The sequence below is a fragment of the Micromonospora craterilacus genome (genome assembly GCF_003236315.1).
Taxonomy (GTDB): Bacteria; Actinomycetota; Actinomycetes; order Mycobacteriales; family Micromonosporaceae; genus Micromonospora; species Micromonospora craterilacus.
Window position 1 is genome coordinate 1 of record NZ_POTY01000046.1, and the last position, 17330, is coordinate 17330.

Annotated in this window: 17 protein-coding genes and 1 tRNA gene; 10 read left to right on the plus strand and 8 right to left on the minus strand. The window is 69.2% G+C overall.

What is annotated here, in order from left to right; genetic code table 11:
* Window positions 1–9: 9 nt before the first annotated feature.
* Window positions 10–768, minus strand: coding sequence for a 2-dehydro-3-deoxy-D-gluconate 5-dehydrogenase KduD (gene kduD / locus C1I95_RS10145; RefSeq protein ID WP_111213536.1), 759 nt, complete (start codon window positions 766–768; stop codon window positions 10–12).
* Window positions 765–1580: a 5-dehydro-4-deoxy-D-glucuronate isomerase gene (gene kduI / locus C1I95_RS10150; protein ID WP_111213537.1), complete on the minus strand. Its 816-nt coding sequence runs from the start codon at window positions 1578–1580 to the stop codon at window positions 765–767. Before kduI ends, kduD begins: the two co-directional genes overlap by 4 nt.
* A gap of 165 nt (window positions 1581–1745) precedes the next feature.
* Between kduI and C1I95_RS10155 the strand changes: the two genes are divergently transcribed.
* A complete protein-coding gene (locus tag C1I95_RS10155) occupies window positions 1746–2537 on the plus strand; it encodes an IclR family transcriptional regulator (protein WP_111213538.1) in 792 nt (263 codons plus the stop codon).
* Between the two features lie 69 nt (window positions 2538–2606).
* On the opposite strand, the gene C1I95_RS10160 is transcribed toward C1I95_RS10155, so the two are convergent.
* Window positions 2607–4274, minus strand: coding sequence for a copper resistance protein CopC (locus C1I95_RS10160; protein WP_199523676.1), 1668 nt, complete (start codon window positions 4272–4274; stop codon window positions 2607–2609).
* Window positions 4271–5041, minus strand: a complete 771-nt coding sequence (locus C1I95_RS10165) for a YcnI family copper-binding membrane protein (RefSeq protein ID WP_158566349.1) — start codon at window positions 5039–5041, stop codon at window positions 4271–4273. Before C1I95_RS10165 ends, C1I95_RS10160 begins: the two co-directional genes overlap by 4 nt.
* A 276-nt stretch (window positions 5042–5317) precedes the next feature.
* On the opposite strand from C1I95_RS10165, the gene C1I95_RS10170 reads away from it, so the two are divergent.
* Window positions 5318–5545, plus strand: a complete 228-nt coding sequence (locus C1I95_RS10170; RefSeq protein WP_111213540.1) for a tautomerase family protein — start codon at window positions 5318–5320, stop codon at window positions 5543–5545.
* A gap of 122 nt (window positions 5546–5667) precedes the next feature.
* On the opposite strand, the gene C1I95_RS10175 is transcribed toward C1I95_RS10170, so the two are convergent.
* Both C1I95_RS10175 and eda read right to left on the minus strand, forming a co-directional pair.
* Window positions 5668–6765: a sugar kinase gene (locus C1I95_RS10175; protein ID WP_111213541.1), complete on the minus strand. Its 1098-nt coding sequence runs from the start codon at window positions 6763–6765 to the stop codon at window positions 5668–5670.
* Between the two features lie 3 nt (window positions 6766–6768).
* Window positions 6769–7431 (minus strand): bifunctional 4-hydroxy-2-oxoglutarate aldolase/2-dehydro-3-deoxy-phosphogluconate aldolase, encoded by a 663-nt coding sequence (gene eda / locus C1I95_RS10180; protein ID WP_233513455.1) that lies wholly within the window; start codon window positions 7429–7431, stop codon window positions 6769–6771.
* 53 nt (window positions 7432–7484) lie between these two features.
* On the opposite strand from eda, the gene C1I95_RS10185 reads away from it, so the two are divergent.
* Window positions 7485–8261: an IclR family transcriptional regulator gene (locus C1I95_RS10185; protein WP_111213542.1), complete on the plus strand. Its 777-nt coding sequence runs from the start codon at window positions 7485–7487 to the stop codon at window positions 8259–8261.
* A gap of 69 nt (window positions 8262–8330) precedes the next feature.
* On the opposite strand, the gene C1I95_RS10190 is transcribed toward C1I95_RS10185, so the two are convergent.
* Both C1I95_RS10190 and C1I95_RS10195 read right to left on the minus strand, forming a co-directional pair.
* Window positions 8331–9086 carry a DUF4184 family protein gene (locus tag C1I95_RS10190; RefSeq protein WP_111213543.1) on the minus strand — a complete coding sequence of 252 codons (756 nt, stop codon included), beginning with the start codon at window positions 9084–9086 and terminating at the stop codon, window positions 8331–8333.
* A 136-nt stretch (window positions 9087–9222) separates the two neighbouring features.
* On the minus strand, window positions 9223–10398 hold the full coding sequence (locus C1I95_RS10195) for an ATP-binding protein (RefSeq protein ID WP_158566351.1): 1176 nt from the start codon (window positions 10396–10398) through the stop codon (window positions 9223–9225).
* Window positions 10399–10601: 203 nt separating this feature from the next.
* Here C1I95_RS10195 and C1I95_RS10200 point away from each other — a divergent pair, with 203 nt between their 5' ends.
* The 7 genes from C1I95_RS10200 to C1I95_RS10230 all read left to right on the plus strand — a co-directional run bounded on the left by C1I95_RS10200 (window position 10602) and on the right by C1I95_RS10230 (window position 17284).
* Window positions 10602–11399 carry a hypothetical protein gene (locus tag C1I95_RS10200; protein WP_146605686.1) on the plus strand — a complete coding sequence of 266 codons (798 nt, stop codon included), beginning with the start codon at window positions 10602–10604 and terminating at the stop codon, window positions 11397–11399.
* Between the two features lie 761 nt (window positions 11400–12160).
* A complete protein-coding gene (locus C1I95_RS10210; protein ID WP_146605687.1) occupies window positions 12161–12493 on the plus strand; it encodes a hypothetical protein in 333 nt (110 codons plus the stop codon).
* Between the two features lie 578 nt (window positions 12494–13071).
* Window positions 13072–13203, plus strand: a tRNA-OTHER gene (locus tag C1I95_RS35195).
* Between the two features lie 234 nt (window positions 13204–13437).
* A complete protein-coding gene (locus C1I95_RS10215) occupies window positions 13438–14442 on the plus strand; it encodes an efflux RND transporter periplasmic adaptor subunit (RefSeq protein WP_233513456.1) in 1005 nt (334 codons plus the stop codon).
* Window positions 14439–15218, plus strand: coding sequence for an ABC transporter ATP-binding protein (locus C1I95_RS10220; RefSeq protein ID WP_111213548.1), 780 nt, complete (start codon window positions 14439–14441; stop codon window positions 15216–15218). Before C1I95_RS10215 ends, C1I95_RS10220 begins: the two co-directional genes overlap by 4 nt.
* Window positions 15219–15301: 83 nt before the next feature.
* Window positions 15302–16549, plus strand: coding sequence for an ABC transporter permease (locus tag C1I95_RS10225; RefSeq protein ID WP_233513458.1), 1248 nt, complete (start codon window positions 15302–15304; stop codon window positions 16547–16549).
* Window positions 16550–16717: 168 nt separating this feature from the next.
* Window positions 16718–17284: a hypothetical protein gene (locus C1I95_RS10230; RefSeq protein ID WP_111213550.1), complete on the plus strand. Its 567-nt coding sequence runs from the start codon at window positions 16718–16720 to the stop codon at window positions 17282–17284.
* The last annotated feature ends 46 nt before the right edge of the window (window positions 17285–17330 follow it).

The following is a 17330-nucleotide window of genomic DNA, read 5'->3' on the forward strand; positions in this document are numbered from 1 at the left end:
GGGATGGGCTCAACGGGCCATCCACCCTCCATCGACGGCCAGGACCTGACCGTTGACGTAGTCGGAGGCGGCCGAGCTGAGGAACACGGCCGCGCCCGCGATGTCCTCGGCGGTGCCCCAGCGGCCGGCGGGGATCCGCTCGAGGATGGCCCTCGCGCGATCGGGATCCTCCCGGAGGGCGGTGGTGTTGTCGGTCGCCATGTAGCCGGGCGCGATCGCATTGACCTGCACGCCGTGGGGTCCCCATTCGTTGGCGAGGGCCTTGGTGACCCCGGCGACGCCGTGCTTGCTGGCGGCGTACGCAGCCACCCGAAAACCGCCTTGGAACGACAGCAGGCTGGCGATGTTGACGATCTTGCCGTGGCCGCGCTCGACCATCGGACGCCCGACCTGCTGAGTGAGAAGGAACAGGCCCGTCAGGTTGACGTCCAGCACGTGGTTCCAGGAGCCGCGGGTGACCGCGACCGAGTCCTGCCGGTCGATGATGCCGGCGTTGTTGACGAGGACATCGACCTGGCGGTCAGCGGCCACCTGGGCGCCGACCCGCTCCACGGCCTCGGCGTCGCCGAGGTCGAGGTCGATCACCTCGACGCCGCGACCGAGGTCACTGAGCAGCTCCCGGGTGGCGGTCTGGCTGCCCGGCCGGCCGACGAGAACGAGGTCGGCGCCGGCCTCGGCCAGTCCGAGGGCGACGGCCTGGCCGAGGCCGCGGCCGGCCCCGGTCACCACCGCGCACCGGCCGTCGAGGTCGAACGGGGACCTCTTCACAGGTCCTCCAGCGGAACCGGGACGAGGTCGGTGTAGTCGTTGTTCTCCCCGGCCATCGCCCACACGAACGCGTAGGAGCCGGTGCCGGCTCCGGTGTGGATGGACCAGGGCGGGGAGATCACGGCTTGCCGGTTCGCCACGAGTAGGTGCCGGGTGGCACCGGGGCGGCCGAGGAAGTGGAAGACCCGCTCGTTCTCGGCCAGGTCGACGTACAGGTACGCCTCGGTCCGGCGCTCGTGCAGGTGCGGGGGCACCGTGTTCCACACCGCGCCGTCGGCCAGGACGGTCACCCCGAACTGCAGCCCCGACGTCTGCAGATCCGATCCCCAGGCGTAACGGAAGAGGTTGCGCTCGCTGGCGCCCTGCGCAGAGCCCACCGGAACCGGCTCGACGCTGGCGCGGCTCACGGCCGTCGTGGGGTAGGTGGCGTGGGCCGGAGCGGAGACGAAGTAGAACGCGGCATCGGCGCCGGCGAAGGTGACCTTGCTGCCCCGGCCGACGTAGAGCCCGTCCAGGTGCCCGAGCTCGAACTTCTCTCCGTCGACGAGGACGTGGCCGGGGCCCGCGACGTTGATGATGCCGAGCTCGCGGCGCTGCAGGTGCGAGCTCACGCCGAGGACGTCCCAGGCGGGAAGACCCAGCTGCTGGTGCCCGGGCACTGCGCCGCCGATGAGCATCCGGTCCTCGTGCGTGTAGACCCCCCGCACCTCACCGGTGCTGAACAGGTCGTCGACGAGGTAGTTCTCCCGAAGCTCGGCGGTCGTTGCCGTCTCCACGCTCGATGGCGAAGTCGAATATCGAACCTGGATCACCTGGCACTCCTCAGCTATGAACTTAGTTCGGGTACGTGAACCGAGCGTACAGGTGACCCGAGTCACGGGTCAAGAGAGCGAAACTGGTCCACGTATGTGGACGGGCGGTACAATGTCGGTATCGATATCTGTGCACGGTGCACGGATGGTCAGGAGACGTGTGCGATGGCGCTTGAGGCGACGAGACCCGGCAACTCATCCGCAGGTCTGGTCAAATCCGCCGCCCGAGCTCTGGACCTACTCGATGAGATCGCCGCAAACGGCCCGGGGACCCAGCTGCAGTTGTCGAACCGGCTGGGCATTCCCAAGAGCAGCCTGCATGCGTTGCTGCGGACGATGACCGCGCGGGGGTGGCTGCAGACCGATCCCACGGGCAGCGTTTACCAGCTCGGGATCCATTCGCTGGTGGTCAGCTCGGCCTACCTGGCCGGCGACCCGGTCCTGGCCCGCGCCGCCGCAATGATGGACGAGATCGGGGCGGCGACCGAGGAGACGGTGAACCTGGGCCGGCTCACCGGCGCACATGTCATCTACACCGCAAAGCATGAGTCGGTGCACCCCTTGCGCATGTACTCCCCGGTCGGCCGCCGGCTGCCGGCCTACTCGACCGCCCTCGGCCGAGCGATCCTGGCCGAGCACCCCGGCGCGGTCCGCAACGCCCTCGTCCCGGACAGCATCGACGCGATCACCCCGCACACGGTGACCGACCGGGACGCCGTGTTGTCGATCATCGACGAGGCGTCCCGCCTGGGCTACGCGACGGAGAGCGACGAGTCCTGTGTCGGCGTGCGCTGTTTCGGGGTGGCACTTCCCTTCACCCGACCTGCGGTCGACGGGCTCAGCGTCGCCGTGCCGATCAGCCGCCTGACCGCCGGCCGCCAGGACATGATCATCGAGACACTGCTCAGCGTGAAGGCCCGGCTCGCCCTCGAACAGGGCAACAGCATCGTTCGCTGACCCGGAGCTCTCACACCGGCGGCCCCCGGTACGGGCGGTAACCATGGCGACCTACGTCAGCACCGAGGATCAGCCGCCGGGGACCGTGAACTCCAGGGTCGTCACGGGACTGTCGAACTCGCTGACCCGCAAGGAGACCTGGAGTCTCCACGTGCCGGCCGAGGGAAGCACGACCTGGCCGGAGTAGACCCCGGGCCCGATGTTGGAGACGGACACCGCGCCGAGATCGACCTGGGAGGACGCGAGTCGTGCCCGGGGCGCTTCGAGCGCCTCGGTGGGCTCGCCATTGGCGTCTCTCAGCTCGATGGTCACGGTGCTCGGCCCGATGACCGGCGGCGAGACGGTGGTGCGTACCTCGATGCCCCCCAGCGTCGCGGTACGCACAGCTGGCCCGGACGCGCCTGCGGCCGCCACCGCCGTCGGGCTCCGATCGACCAGAACGGCAGTGATCAGCAGGACCGCCACCAGGACGGTGGCCTCGGCCGCGGTCGCACGCAGCACGAGTCCGCCGCCCGCTCGACGCTCGCGACGCCGAGTCGTCTGCCGCATGCGGGGCAGGAGCACATATCTGTTCCACGCGGCGATGACGACGGCGACCAGGACGACCGCGATCTTGGCCAGTAGAAGCCGGCCGTAGCCGGTGTCGACCAGGGCGCTCCACGAGCGGGCGATCCTCCAGGCCAGCACGGTCCCGGTGACGACCAGGGCCGCGAGGATGCCGGCGGCGGCGAGCGAGAACCGGGCAAGCACCTCGGCCACCACGGCGCCGCGCCCGGCGAGGTCGGGAAGGACGAGCACCAGGGCCACCAGCCCACCGAACCAGACGCTGCCCGCCAACAGGTGCAGCATGTCGACCCCGATCGCCAACGCCACCGGGCGCGCCACCTGGGTGTGACCGGTCAGGGCCGGAGCGCAGGCGGCGAGCCCGGCCGCGGCCAGCGCCACGATCCCCCGAGACCGCGAGAGCGCACCGGGACCGAGTCGGCCGACAGCCACGACGACGCCGGTGACGACCGCCGCGGCGACGATGTATTCGACCGCTGCCAACGCGGACCAGTTCGCACCGTCGGCCAACGAGCCCGGGCCACCTCCGAACCGGTACATCACCGTGAGCGGCAGCCCGGCCAGCCAGGCGACCACGGTCGTGCCGGCGGCCACCCGGGCCGCCGTCATCAGCCGGACACGAGCACGGTTCGCCAGATGGCTCGACGGGAGGAACAACATGGCGAAGCCCACCAGCCCTGCCGCCAGGAGCAGCCCCACATAGCCGACCCAGCGGGTCAACGTCAGCGTCCACGGCGGTTCGATCGCGCCGGCCGAGCGGTTCGGGGGCAGCTTGACACTGGCGCTGGGCTCCCCGATCGAGAACGTGAGCGATCCACCGACGGGGTGGCCGTCCTCCGAGACGAGCCGCCAGACCACCACGAGCGTGCCCCGTCCGACCTGCTCGGTCAGCGTCACCTCCAGGTCACGTCCCCGCACCGACGCCGACGAGGCGATCAGACCACCCTGGGCGTCGAAGACCTGAACGCCGTTCGGCACCCCCAGAGCCGTCTCGTTGAAGGTGAACCGGATCCGTTCGGGTGCTTCCGCGAGCACCGCGCCTTCGGCGGGATCCGAACTGATCAGCGTGGCGTGCGCGCTCGCCGGCGCTGCTCCTCCCACCACCAGCCCGGCGACCACCGCGATGAGGACGAGCGCTCGTCTCCACCGCAGTCGCGGCAACCGTCCGATCACCCCCGGCCCCCGCGGCGCTGCCCGACGAGTGCGGCGGCGCCAAGCACGACGCCGAGGACGCCGGCGCCCAGAGCCCCCAGGCCCAGCGCATTACCACCGCCCGCGTCCTGAGCCGTGTTCGTCTTGCCGTCCACCTCCTCGGCGGCCTCGGGTGTGCCTGGCTCGTGGGAACCGTGGTTCTCCGCCGCGGTGATGACCACCGCGGGGGCGGGCCGCTCCAGGTCGTGCCCGCTCTGCCCCTCCTCCGGCACCTCGATCCAGGCAGCCTCCCCCCGCTCGCACCGCTGGATGGTCGGGAACACCAAGGTGGCGCCCGCAGCCTCGGGGAGCTGCAACGAGAGCTCGAAGACGTCCCGGTAACCGTCCGGGAGTGGGGCATCGGTGCGATAGGTCACGGAGGCGACGCGTTCGGAGACCTCGTTGCCATGGCTGTCGGTGACCGGCGGGTCGAGCTTTACCATCTGCTTCTCCACCGTCCACAGCGCATTCCGGGTCGGCGTCACAGAGTTGATCTCCTTGGGCATCTGGATCGTGACCTCGATGGTCGACGAACCGTCGCACCCATGGGGGACCCCCACATCGAGGACGGCGTGCGCGCCGGCCACGGTTGTGGAGGGGGTGACGGTGACGTGGGCACTGGCGGGCGCGGCCAGGCAGACGATCGCGACCGGGACAGCGGCTGCGGTCAGGCGCACCGCGATCCGGCCGACCACGGCCGACATGTGCCGACTGCCCTTGCCGAGTCCGGCCCTGGGGTCCCGGTTCATGGTCACCATCCTCTGTGCTCAGTGGCTGGTCGAGGCCTCGTCCGGTTGATGCGTCTGACGTCGTACGAGCTGATGATCGCGTCACTGAATCAGCTGGTCGAACATATGTCAAGTATGTGAACTGCTGCCGGAAGCGCGGCCGGCTGGTGGCTTTCGTCCCGCGTCAACCCGTCGCGTAGTCGACCGGCAAGGCCACGCAGCGATACTCTGCAATTCACAAGGTCGAACCTGGGTCGCAAATGTAGACCGCTGCGACCCGCCGGGAAGGGGACTGCCATGCCCAACATCACCGTCGAACTGCTCCGCGGCCGGACCGTCGAGCAGCGTCGCGCGTTCGCGGAAGCCGTCGCGCACAGCGCGGTCGAACTGCTCGGAGCGCGACGCCAGGACGTACGGATGGTCTTCAACGAGATCACCCCCGACGTCGTGGCCAACGGCGGCGTGCTCGCCAGCGAGGACGAAAGCCGGGCCGGGGTGGTCGCCGCGCTCGCGGACGGCTCCTGACCGCAGCACCACCTACGATCGCGGGCGTAGTCGCGACTGATCTGGTGGGGGTCCGGATCTCCCGGACCCCCACCACACCGTCGCCGAGCAGGAGCGTCACCCCGCTCGGGTGACGAGGTCGTCTACCGCTGGACGCGGGCGCCGCCGCCGTGAACGAGAGCCTCGACTTCTTTCAGGCTGGCCATTGAGGTGTCACCGGGCGTGGTCATCGCGAGGGCGCCGTGAGCTGCTCCATATTCCACCGCGGTGGCGAGGCCATCCTTCTCCAGCAATCCATAGATCAGCCCGGAGGCGAAGCTGTCGCCGCCGCCAACGCGGTCGAGGATCTCCAGTCCGGGCCGGTGGGTCGCTTCGACGAAACCGGCGTCGGCGGACCAGGCGACGGCGCCCCAGTCGTTGTCCGTGGCGCTGCGGACGGTACGCAGGGTGGTGGCGACGACTGCAAGGTGGTCGTACTCCTTCGTGACCGCCTCGATCATCCGCTTGAAGTTGTCGACCTCGAGCTGGGACAACGAGGCGTCGGTGTCCGGCACCTCGAAGCCGAGCGAGGCGGTGAAGTCCTCCTCGTTGCCGATCATCACGTCGACGTAGCGGGCTAGTCGCCGGTTGACCGCCTGCGCGCGGCTCTGCCCGCCGACCGCCTTCCAGAGGCTGGGTCGGTAGTTGAGGTCGTACGAAATGACGGTGCCGTGCCGGGACGCGGCTGCCATGGCCGCCTCCATGGTGTCGGGGGTGGTGGGGGACAGCGCGGCGTAGATGCCTCCGGTGTGCAGCCAGCGCACCCCGAGCGTGCCGAAGAGATGGTCCCAGTCGACCTCATCGGGACGCAGTTGACTGGCGGCAGTGTGGCCGCGGTCGGAGGTGCCGACGGCGCCGCGCACGCCGTGCCCGCGTTCGGTGAAGTTGAGCCCGTTGCGGACGGCGCGCCCGGTCCCGTCGTAGGGCACCCATTTGATCAGTGACGTGTCCACTCCGCCCTGCAGGACCAGGTCCTCGAGCAGCCGGCCCACCTCGTTGTCGGCGAAGGCCGTGACAACGGCGGTGCGCAGGCCGAAACAGCGGCGCAGCCCGCGGGCCACGTTGTACTCACCGCCGCCTTCCCATACCCGGAAGCTTCGGGCGGTGCGGACCCGGCCCTCGCCCGGGTCGAGACGGAGCATGATTTCGCCGAGCGACACCAGGTCGTACCGGCACTCGTCAGCGGGACGGATCTGGACCATCGGTCATGCCTCCGACGGGGGACGGGCGGCGGCAACCGCCGCCGCGGTGCGGGCGGTGATCTCGTCCCAGCGGGCGGCGGCGATCAGGTCGGGGGCGACCATCCAGGTGCCACCGACCGCCAGGACCGCGGGATGCGCGAGGTAATCGGCGAGGTTGCGGGTGTTGACTCCGCCGGTCGGGATGAACCGCAGCGAGCGGAACGGGGCGGCGAGCGCCTTGATCATTCCGATGCCGCCGAGCTGCTCGGCCGGGAAGAACTTGACCGTGTCCAGGCCGGCGTCGAGCGCCATCTGGATTTCGGTGGGCGTTGCGGCGCCGGGGAAGACCGGAACGCCGAGTTGCTGACAGCGCCGTACGACGACGGGTCCGAAACCGGGGCTGACGACGAACCGCGCGCCGGCCTCGACGGCCTGGTCGACCTGGGCCGGGGTCAGCACCGTGCCAGCGCCGACGAGCAGTTCCGGGCGCTCGGACATGACCCGGATGGCGTCGGCTGCGGCTTCGGTTCGGAAGGTCACCTCGACGCTGTGCAGGCCGCCTTGGACGAGGGCGGCGGCGAGTGGGTCCGCATCGCGTACGTCGTCGAGCACGACGACCGGGAGGATGCGGCTTGCACCGATGGTCGGGACAACGCTTGCCTGTTCATCATGCTGAACGTCATTCACAATATCGACCCTATCGGTGACGGTCACGGTGTCAACCCCGCTAAGGTGACGCCATGTCATCACCCGAACCGTTCCAACCGGTGAAGTCCGCCGGCCGGACGCTGGAGGTGCTTGAGGCGCTGGCCGCCTCGCCCCACCGGCGTTCCCTGGTCGACCTGGCCCGCGCCCTGGACATCCCGAAAAGCAGCCTGCACGGCATCCTTCGGACGATGGCTCAACGCGGCTGGGTGGAAAGCGATCTCACCGGAACCCGATTCGGACTGGGTGTCCGTGCTCTTCAGGTCGGCGCTGCCTACCTCGTCACCGACGACACCGTGGGCCTGCTGGGCGGGGTGCTCGACGACCTGTCGCAGCAGTTCGGGGAAACGGTCCACCTCGGACGCCTCGACGGCGCCCATGTCGTCTACTTGGCCAAACGCGAGTCGGTGCATCCCCTGCGGCTGTACAGCGCGATCGGCCGTCAGCTGCCAGCCCACGCCACTGCCCTGGGCAAGGTACTGCTCGCCGACCGCCCCGACGACGCCCTCGACCAGCTCTTGGCCTGGCCGCTGCCGGCCCTTACCGCGCACACCATCACCACCCGGGACGCGCTGCGCGCCGAACTCACCGCCGTCCGGGCACACGGCTACGCCGTGGATCGTGAGGAGAACACCGAAGGCATCGTCTGCTTCGCGATGGCCGTACCCTTGCAGACACCGGCGATCGACGCGATCAGCCTGTCCGTGCCGGCAGCCCGACTCGGGGCGGACGGCGAAGAACGGATCGTAGCCGCGCTACGCCGGGCCGTCGACCAGGTCGCGGCCGCGCGTGGCCTGCTGTCCACGGCATGAGGCGACCAGTCTGCGGTGGTCCGTCAGCCGCGCGAGAGACCGCTCGGCGACCCATCGACAGCCGAAGCATCATGAGGACTTCTCAAGCACGGTCCTAGCGTTCATTGCTTGCACTGCCATGGCGGCGACGAGCAGCGCCCCGGCTGTGATGCACAGCAGCCGTACTGTCGTCGCCCATGGCAGCTCCTTGGCTGGCAGAAGCGGGGTCAGGGCGTACCCGATGATCGCAGCGGCGCCCGCGACGGACCAGAACACCGCCGGGCGGGTGGGGACCGGCGGTGGGTCGCCGTGCCAGGCGCGAAGGAGCCGGCGGCGGCCGACCACGACGGCGACGCCGAGCGTGACCAGCGCACCTACCAGGCTGCTGGGAATGTCGGACACGGTCCACCAGGCGACGTCGCTGACCTGGTCCCAGTCGATACCGAACACGATGCGCAGCCACGCCAGGGTGTGGGTGAGGTAGTCCCACGCGATGTGACTGGCCGCGCCGAGCAGCGCCGATCCGGCGGTGATGTGCCAGGGGTGGCGCACTGTGGCGAGCACCCCGTAGTCGCGCAGCGCGAGCGGGCCGAGGTGGGGTAGGTGAGCGGCGAGGGTCGCGACGGTGGCGCGGACGATCCACGCGCCGAGCAGCGCTACCGGCAGACACCACCACACCAGCCCGGTGAGGGAGTGGCTCTGCCACTCCGGCCCGACCCCGAGGAACGCATATTTGATGTCGGGTGCGACGGCCCCGGTAGTCAACGCGACACCGTCGAACCATCGGGGCCGCCAGAGCTTGAGCGGGAGTACCACACCTGGGTGCGACGGAAAGGTGAGCGGCATCGACGCATCTTTTCACTTGAGGGCGTCTGGCCGACGTGCCATTGCGTAGGCCAGCCAGAAGCAGATCAGGCCACTGAGGACACGGCGGTGCCAGCCTGCAGACCGAGTAGCCGAAACAGGGCTGCGGCCGGCAGGCTCAGGTGCCGAAAGGACCAGGAGAAGGCGGTACGCACGTCGGCGCCGTCAACTCCGTCGGCCAACCGTCGAGCACGGCGGAACCGGAGCGTAGCTGCGCCGCGAAGACGGCGAGTGGCTCGTCGGGGCGGGCGGCCGCCCCAGCGGCGGCGATTGCCAGCGCCAGGGGTAGCCGGGCACAGCGTTCGACGATCTCTGCCACTGCTGATGGCTCGCCGGCGGCTCGGCCGCTGTTCAGCCGGGACTCGAACATCTTCGCCGCGTCGGTCGAGGTGAGCAGGTCCAGTCGGAGCGGCAGCGCACCCTCGGCAACGACCAGGCTAGTCAGCCGGTTTCGGCTGGTCACCACCGCCATGCAGGCCGATCCGCCGGGCAGCAGGGGGCGGACCTGTGCCGGGTCGCGTGCATTGTCCAGCACCACCAGCACCCGACGGTCGGCGAGCAGGCTGCGGTAGTGCGCGACCCGTCCCGGTAGGTCCTCCGGCAGCCGATGTGGATCGGCGCCGAGGGCGGTGAGAAATCCCGTCAGCGCGCCCTCGGGCGAGACCGCCATGCCGCTCGAATCGAAGCCACCGAGGTCGGCGTAGAGCTGGCCGTCGGGGAACCGGCTGCTGGCCCGGCGCGCCCACCAGAGCACAGTTGTGGTCTTGCCGACTCCCGCCGTGCCGTTGACGACGACCAGGGCAGCCGACCCGCCGGGCTCCCCGCAGGCGTCGGCTGCCTTGTCGAGCGTGGACAGTTCAGCTTTCCGGCCCACCAGATGTCGGACGGCCGGGGGTAGCTGCCGAGGTACCAGCGTCGCCGGCCATGGCTGAGTCGTCGTTGCCGGTATCGACGGCGAGCCGTTGTTCCTCGGCCGGGGACGGTTTTCCCGGAACGCGTACTCCAGCACGGCGTATCGGGGGCGCCAGGTCTCGTCGACTCCGGTACGCAGGGAGAGCCGCGACAGCCGGTCGTGGGCGAGGGCATAGTCGTGGAAGCTTTCCACCAGCCCTCGCACCACGTCCCAGTCCGGTGGCCGGCGAACCGTCCCGTTGAGGATCGCGCCCACCTGACTCTTGCCGAGACCGATCCGGGTGCCCAGCGCCCGGAGGCTCGGCCCGCCCGCCTGGGTCCAGAGCAGACGCAGATCGGCGCAGAGAGTGCGAAGCAACTCGTCCGGATCGTCGGCGAGCACCGCTGTTCCTCCCGCTGGCTCAGTGGGGCCATCGGCCGCCAGAGTGTCCGGCGCTGTCCGGCCGGGCCGGCCAGGGCGGGCCCGGAACCAGCGCCAATACGGTATCGCGACTTCGGCTGTCCGCATTGGCCATCATCCATGCGCCGGGTGGTCGATGCTGTGGGCTTCCCGATGAGGTGGCGATAGGGCGAAAGGGAGATGGGATGACGAAAAGGAAAGCGGGGGTGCGGGCGCGACTTGCACGTGTCGGGCTGGCCTCCCTGTTGTCCATCGCAATGGTGGTGCCAGCGGGCGCCCGGCCGGCGCGCGCGGCGGTCGACTGGGCCGCTGTGATCACCGCAGCGATCAGCGCCGTCAGTTCCTGGGCCAGCTCGAACAGTACCCAGGCTGCGATTCAGGAGGCGACCCGGCAGATCCTGGCCGCGGTCAACGCGTCCCGCAACGACATCCTGGCCCAGATCCAGACGATCACGGTGGCGCAGACCCGGGCCTGCGCGAACCATGCCGTGATCGAGTTCGTCGACATCGAACTCATGTCACCGGACAACATGCAGCGGTTCGCCCAGGACGCCACGGGGTGCGCGGTGGCGATCGAGAGCATGATCTCGGCGTTGACCGACAAGGCGAGCGTGGACCAGCTCGGGTACGCGCTCAACATTGTGGCACCGATCGCCCTCGTAGCCCGGGCGCGGACCGGCCTGACCACCGCCGCGTTGCAGAACACGCTGCGCATCGGCAACACCACATTGCTGTCGAAGATCACGGCGAGCTGCTGGGTCGACATAATCAACATACCCGAGGAAGCGCCACCACCCAGAAATGGGGACATCCACACCTACATCATCGACTGCTGGGCGTACAACAACAGCGGCAGCGGCTACGCGTACGGGCAGGTCGTCTTTCCGAATCCGATTCCGGACGGCGCCTTCGTGCCGGCGATCAACCAGGCGACCCGAAATACCAGCCGGGCGATCGCCGTCGCGGTGGTGCCGATGCTCTGAGACTGGTTCCGTTCGTTCTCCGGACCCCGAGCCGACCGGCCGACCATCCCGCGCTCGACCTCTGTCACGGTGAAATCGGTGTCGGCGAGTACGACGGCATGCCATCGAGTTCGTGTCGACTCGGTGGCATGCCGCATCGGCGACATCGCCGAGGCCAGCGACCGCCAGGGCCGCGCCGGAACCCCTGCGACACGCCCGAATTCTTGGAGGCGGGATTGCGCAACGTGCCCTTCGAGGTCGACGGCTTGCAGGCCGCCGTGTGCGTGCCTGACGACGAAGCCAAGACCGATGCGCGTGACGCGGTGGTCATCGCCAGCACCGCCCGGATGCGGCATGATCTGCCGGTCGAGACACCGGCGGAGCTGATCGCCAAACTCGCGCTGTCCGGGCGATGCCCAACGCCGGCACGGTGGTGTCCGGTACGTCGGCGACACACTCGGCGATCGCGAAGTGTGAGCGTCAACCAGCCACCAAGGCGCACACCGCCGCGGTCGCCCACGACGACCAACCCATGCCGCACGTCCCCGGTGTGCGCGGAGATCCGGCAGGCCGGCCACCGCGGCGGGCGGCCCACAGCGGGTTCGGGCACCGTGACAGCCGCTGCGCCGGACAAGGAAGAGATCGCCGGTGGGTGATGGTAGCGGCGCGTCTTTACCAATCCGATCAACCCGGACAGCCCACGACTTTGCCGGAGCCCCGGGGTGTCCGTCGGCTGGATCAGCTGCTTATATGTAGCACTGTGGTGCGAGCATATTCAGCCGATGGCTGAGGGGCTGGAGAAGGTCAAGGATGGCGTCCGTGACGGCCTCGACGGTTGCCGGGGCTGTCTGGGCGACATCCTCGGCGAGGTGCTCGTGGCTCTCGCTGCGTGCGGGCTGCTTGCCTTCGGCTGGTGGGGTTTTCAGGCCGCTCCCTACCCGACGGTGTCGATTGCGGTAGGCGTCATGCTTTTCGCGGCGTGTGGCGTCATCGTCTACGCACGTGGCGTTCGGGGTACTCGGCTGGCGGGGCGACTGGGTGTCGCGGCGGTTGTGGCGGCGGGGGTTGTCGTGTTGATGCTCAGCTATCTGCCCGACTGTGGCTGCCTTGGCTGATCCGGGACCAGGACCTCACCGTCGCGCAGCCCGACAGGCGCGCAGGACGGAGGTAGATGGTGATGGTGAGTAGAAGCAGGCACATCGTCTCGGCGTTTGCCTTGGCGCTCTTTGCGGTGGTATTCGCGGAGATTTCGTCGATCGCATCTCGCGGGGCGCTGGTTGGTTGATAATTGTGCTTTCCGGCTTTGTCGCTGGAGTGGCTACGGTCGGCTTCCTGCAGAATCTCCGATTGGCGGTCAAGCCAAAGTCGAACCAAACGCCATCAAAGGATTGCTAGTTCCCCGTGATGGAGTGTTGAGCGGGTAATCCGATTTGGTTGGGCGCGCTCGGTGCCGCGCAGTTGCGGCCGATGAACTGCGGCATCCGCAGCGTAACCCCGAATGCTAGTCGACTCGTTCCAGATCACCTGCGCCGCCGCCTGGCCGAAGAACCAAGCGTGGCGTTGACCTGCCTGCTGAGCGAGATCCGCGAAGAGCTCAACCGCCAGCTGGGGCCGCTAAAAGAGCATCGGGCCTGTACGGGTGACATCGAATCCCGGTAGCCATGTCGACTCGGCTGGTGGATGATCGACATCTGGGTCGTTAGCTCAATTGGCTAGAGCATCCGACTGAGTAGCGCGTCCGCTATCCGCTTGTGCGGTGATGGGTGCGCTTCCTTCTCCTTGTTGGATCGGAAGGTTCGGGGTTCGAGTCCCCGGCGACCCACCAACAGCACGTGAGCTGGGAAAACGTGAAACCGGACGGGCAGTACCCGAACCGCCTTGGCAAACGTGCCGTAACCGGACATCGACTTCGGGTGCGGCGGGCAGCGAGCGGGGAGTGCCAGGGGTAGTCTTCGGCGGTTCGATTGTCGCCGACGTCGCCCTAGGCCGTGGGCCAGCGATCGCCGACACCCGCGTCTTGTCAGGGTGTTCGCCCGAAGTAATCGAGTTAGGGGTACGGGTGCGAAGGCTACTGTCACTCTGCGTCCTCGCGTTGTTCGCGGTCACCGCTACCGGCTGCAGCGAGCCGAGCGCGCAGGCGGAGACGCCTGGTCTCGCGCCCCGGGGCACGACGATGACCACGGTGCAGCCCACCCGCCTGGACCTTGCCAACACGGTGAGCCTGTCCGGCACGGTGACCATCAATCCGGTGTTCGGGATCGTGGCGCCGGCCACGGGGGAGGTGCGGTATTTCGACGTCAGGACGCCGCGGAGTACGCCGACCGGGCCGACGAGGGTGGCGAACGTCTGGAGGTCCGGCAAGGCGCACCCCGTCGAGGTCCCGGCGGGTGCGGTGTTCGCTGGTCGACTGGCGGACGACCGCTCCGATGTGACCGCCGGGATGCCCGTCGTCTCCGCGAAGAAGATCGGCTACGGGCTCGTCGCCGACATCGACAGTGCCCAGGCGTACAAGATCTCGGATTCGCTCGCGACGGTCCAGGCCCAGATCAAGAATGGCCCCGGGCCGTTCCGGTGCAAGGTGCTCGGCACCATTGCTGCCCTGCCCGCCGGTACCATCCCGGACCCGCCGGCCCCGCGGCCGTCCGCCGTGCCGTCCGGCCAGCCGTCCGCCCCGCCAGTCGTCGAACCGCCCTCGGATCCGCAGGACCGGATCGAGCCGTCGGAGCCGACCGGGATGCGTCTGGTGTGCACCGCGCCCGCCAAGGTGAAGCTGATCAACGGGGCCAGCGCCACGCTCGAGGTGGTGACCGCGAGGGCCAGCAAGGTGCTGACGCTTCCGGTCGAAGCGGTCGCTGGCGGGCAGGGCCGGGGCAAGGTGGACGTGGTCCAGCCGGACGGTACGCGGGAGACCAGAGACGTCGTGCTCGGGCTCAGCGACGGCAAGGTCGTGGAGATCAAGTCCGGCCTCACCGGCGACGAGACAGTCGCCGTCCCTGGCCCCAATCTCCCACCCGCCAAAGCAGGCGTAGAGGGTGACCCGTCCGCGCCGATGGGCGAGAAATGACGGCGTTGCTGGAGCTCCACGGCATCACCAAGACGCTCAAGGGCCAGAAGGCGCCGCGCACCATCCTCGACGGCACCGATTTGACCGTCGACCGTGGCGAGAGCGTGGCCATCCTCGGCCGCTCGGGATCCGGCAAGAGCACACTGCTCAGCCTGATCGGCCTCTTCGACCGTCCGGACGGTGGACAGTACCTGCTGGATGGCCGGGACATCACCCGGCTGCCGGAGCGCAAGGCGGCGGCTCTGCGCAGCGCCGAGTTCGGCTTCGTGTTCCAGCGGTTCTTCCTGCTCAAGCACCTGACCGCCGCGCAGAACGTGGCGATGGCCCTGGTCAACGGCCAGGGCTGGCTGCCGCGCCGTAAACGCAGGGCCAGGACCCTGGAGGCCCTCGACCGGGTCGGCATCGCGCATCTCGCCAAGCACCGGCCGGCCCGCCTGTCCGGCGGCGAGCAGCAGCGGGTCGCGATCGCCCGGGCGCTCGTCCGGGAGCCGCGCCTGCTGTTGGCCGACGAGCCCACCGGCGCGCTGGACACCGAGACGGGCAACCTGGTGATCGAGGTGATGCGCTCGGCGACCGAGCGGGGCTGCGGGCTGATCCTGGTCACCCACGACTGGGACCACGCCAACAAGATGCAGCGTGTGCTGCGCCTCAGCGACGGGGCGCTCCACCCGGCTACCGACACGAGGAGCGTGGCGTCAGTGAGCGGGCCAGCGCGGCACAGAGCGGCGATGGGGATGGACCGGACCGATGCTGAGCGCAGCGAGGTGGCGAGGTGATCCGGCTCTCTGGGCGGTTCCGCTCGGCTCTCATCATCGGTGGTCAGGGCATCCGGGCCCGCAAGACCCGCACCCTCCTGTCGATGGTGAGCCTGTTCCTCGGGGTGCTGGCCGTCGTGGTCGTCCAGGTCGGCGCCGAGACCACCAAGAGCGCCCGGCTGGCTGATCTGGAGCTGCACGCGGGCAAGGACGGCACCCGGCAGACCTACCTGCCGGGCAACGCCGACACTATCCAGATCGGCCAGGACACCCTGAAAGGGCGGACGGACGCGGTCGCGATCTCCTTCACCCAGGCGATCATCGGAGAGCCGGGCGTCAGCCCGGTCAACCCCGGCGGAGCCCCGTTCGACCAGCCGGGCGGCGGGCAGTACGCGTATCCCGATGGCGTCGAGATCTTCTGCGACGCTCGCGGTTACTGCCAGCCGATGCAGGTGGCCGGCGACGCCCCGGACGTTCCCGTGCCCGGCCAGGCAATCGAGCTGAGCCTCAACGCGCTGACCGGTGACATCCGCCAGTTCCGGCCCTTCCGGTCGGTGTCCGGCCAGTGGCTCGACTTCTCCTCCGACCCGTCGTTGTCCCCGCGGATCGTCGTCAACCTCGAGGCGGCCAAGGGGTTCATGCGCCACCAGGTGCCGGCCGAGATGCGCGTGGAGGGGACGACCGCCAACCCGACGCCGCGCATCATCGGCGTGATCGACGATGGCAATATGCACCCCACCGCCTACACCCGGGCCGATGAGCTGCAGAACTGGGTGCCCCGCTCGAGCAACGCCGGCAACTATGGTCCCGGGCTGCAGGTGATGCTTGCGCCCACGGCAGGCGACCTGGAGCAGCTGCTGCGGATCCGCCTCACGGCCAGCGGGATGCCCGCAGAGCAGATCCACTTCGAGACGATCCAGGCGCGGAAAGAGATCGCCAAGGAGCTGGCGCTCATCCGCTGGATCTTCCTCGGCATGGCCGGCCTGGTCCTGCTCATCGGCGTCGCCGGCATCCTCAACGTCGGGCTCGCAACCGTCGGGGAGCGGGTCGAGGAATTCGCGTTGCGGCGCGCGGTGGGCACCTCACGGTCGCTGCTGGCCGGCATCGTCCTCGCGGAGACACTTCTGACCGGCCTCCTCACCGCAGCCGCTGCCATCGGACTGTCCGCGCTCGGGCTAACCGCGATCAGCGCGCTGTTCGGCGATCGGGACCAGTTCCTGCAGGATCTCGCGTTTCCCTGGCAGGCAGGGGTCGCAGGGGTCATCGCGGGTCTGGCCGCCGGACTGCTCGGCGGCCTCATCCCGGCCATCCGCGCCGCCCGCATCCCGATCGCCACCGTCATGCGCGCCTGAGGCGTCGCTCAGGTTATGAGAGACCGGCGGGCGGCGACGCACGCGCACCGCAGCTATGAGCGGATGATCAGTTCTACCGACCGGGTCGCCTCCGGTCGCCTGCGGATGGAGATTGCCCGCGCTGGCTGGGACAAGTAGGACACCTGGGCAGACGACAAGCGCACGCCGTTGGAGAAGCGCCTTCCCCACATCATCCGCGACGTCGAAGCCGGCATCGCCGACGAGGAAGCCCAGCAGGCTGCTCAGCGTGCCCACGACGAGTACGTCGCTGAGCAAGAGAGGAAGCGGGCAGAAGAGCGTCGCCGCTGGCAGGCGGCCCTCGACGAGGCTCGTCCCCAGGCCGCCGAACTTCTACGCAGGAAGGCGTTCCGGCGGGGCAACGACTCCTGGATCTCCGCCAACGAGATCCGCGCCTTCTGCGACGCCCTCGAAGTAGCCGGCCCCGACAGCCCGGACGACTTGGACAACCGTGCCCGATGGATCGGCTGGGCGCGAGCCGCAGCCGAACGCCTCGATCCCACCTGCGGCGACGGGGCCCTCGCCGGCATCGAATTCGACATCGCACCCCAGGCCGCCGACCTCCGGCCCTTCATCGGCGACTGGAGCCCGCACCAGCCCCACCGGCGAGCAGAGCGACACCAGTCCCCGCCATCCCGGCACCCACCAGCTCCCGCAAGCCGACGAGCCGGCGCGCCGCACCCCCGTCGGCTGGCTGACCCTCCGTGGATTCCATGACAGGGCGGAATGCAGCGACGGTCGGCGCTCAGCCACCGGCCGTCGC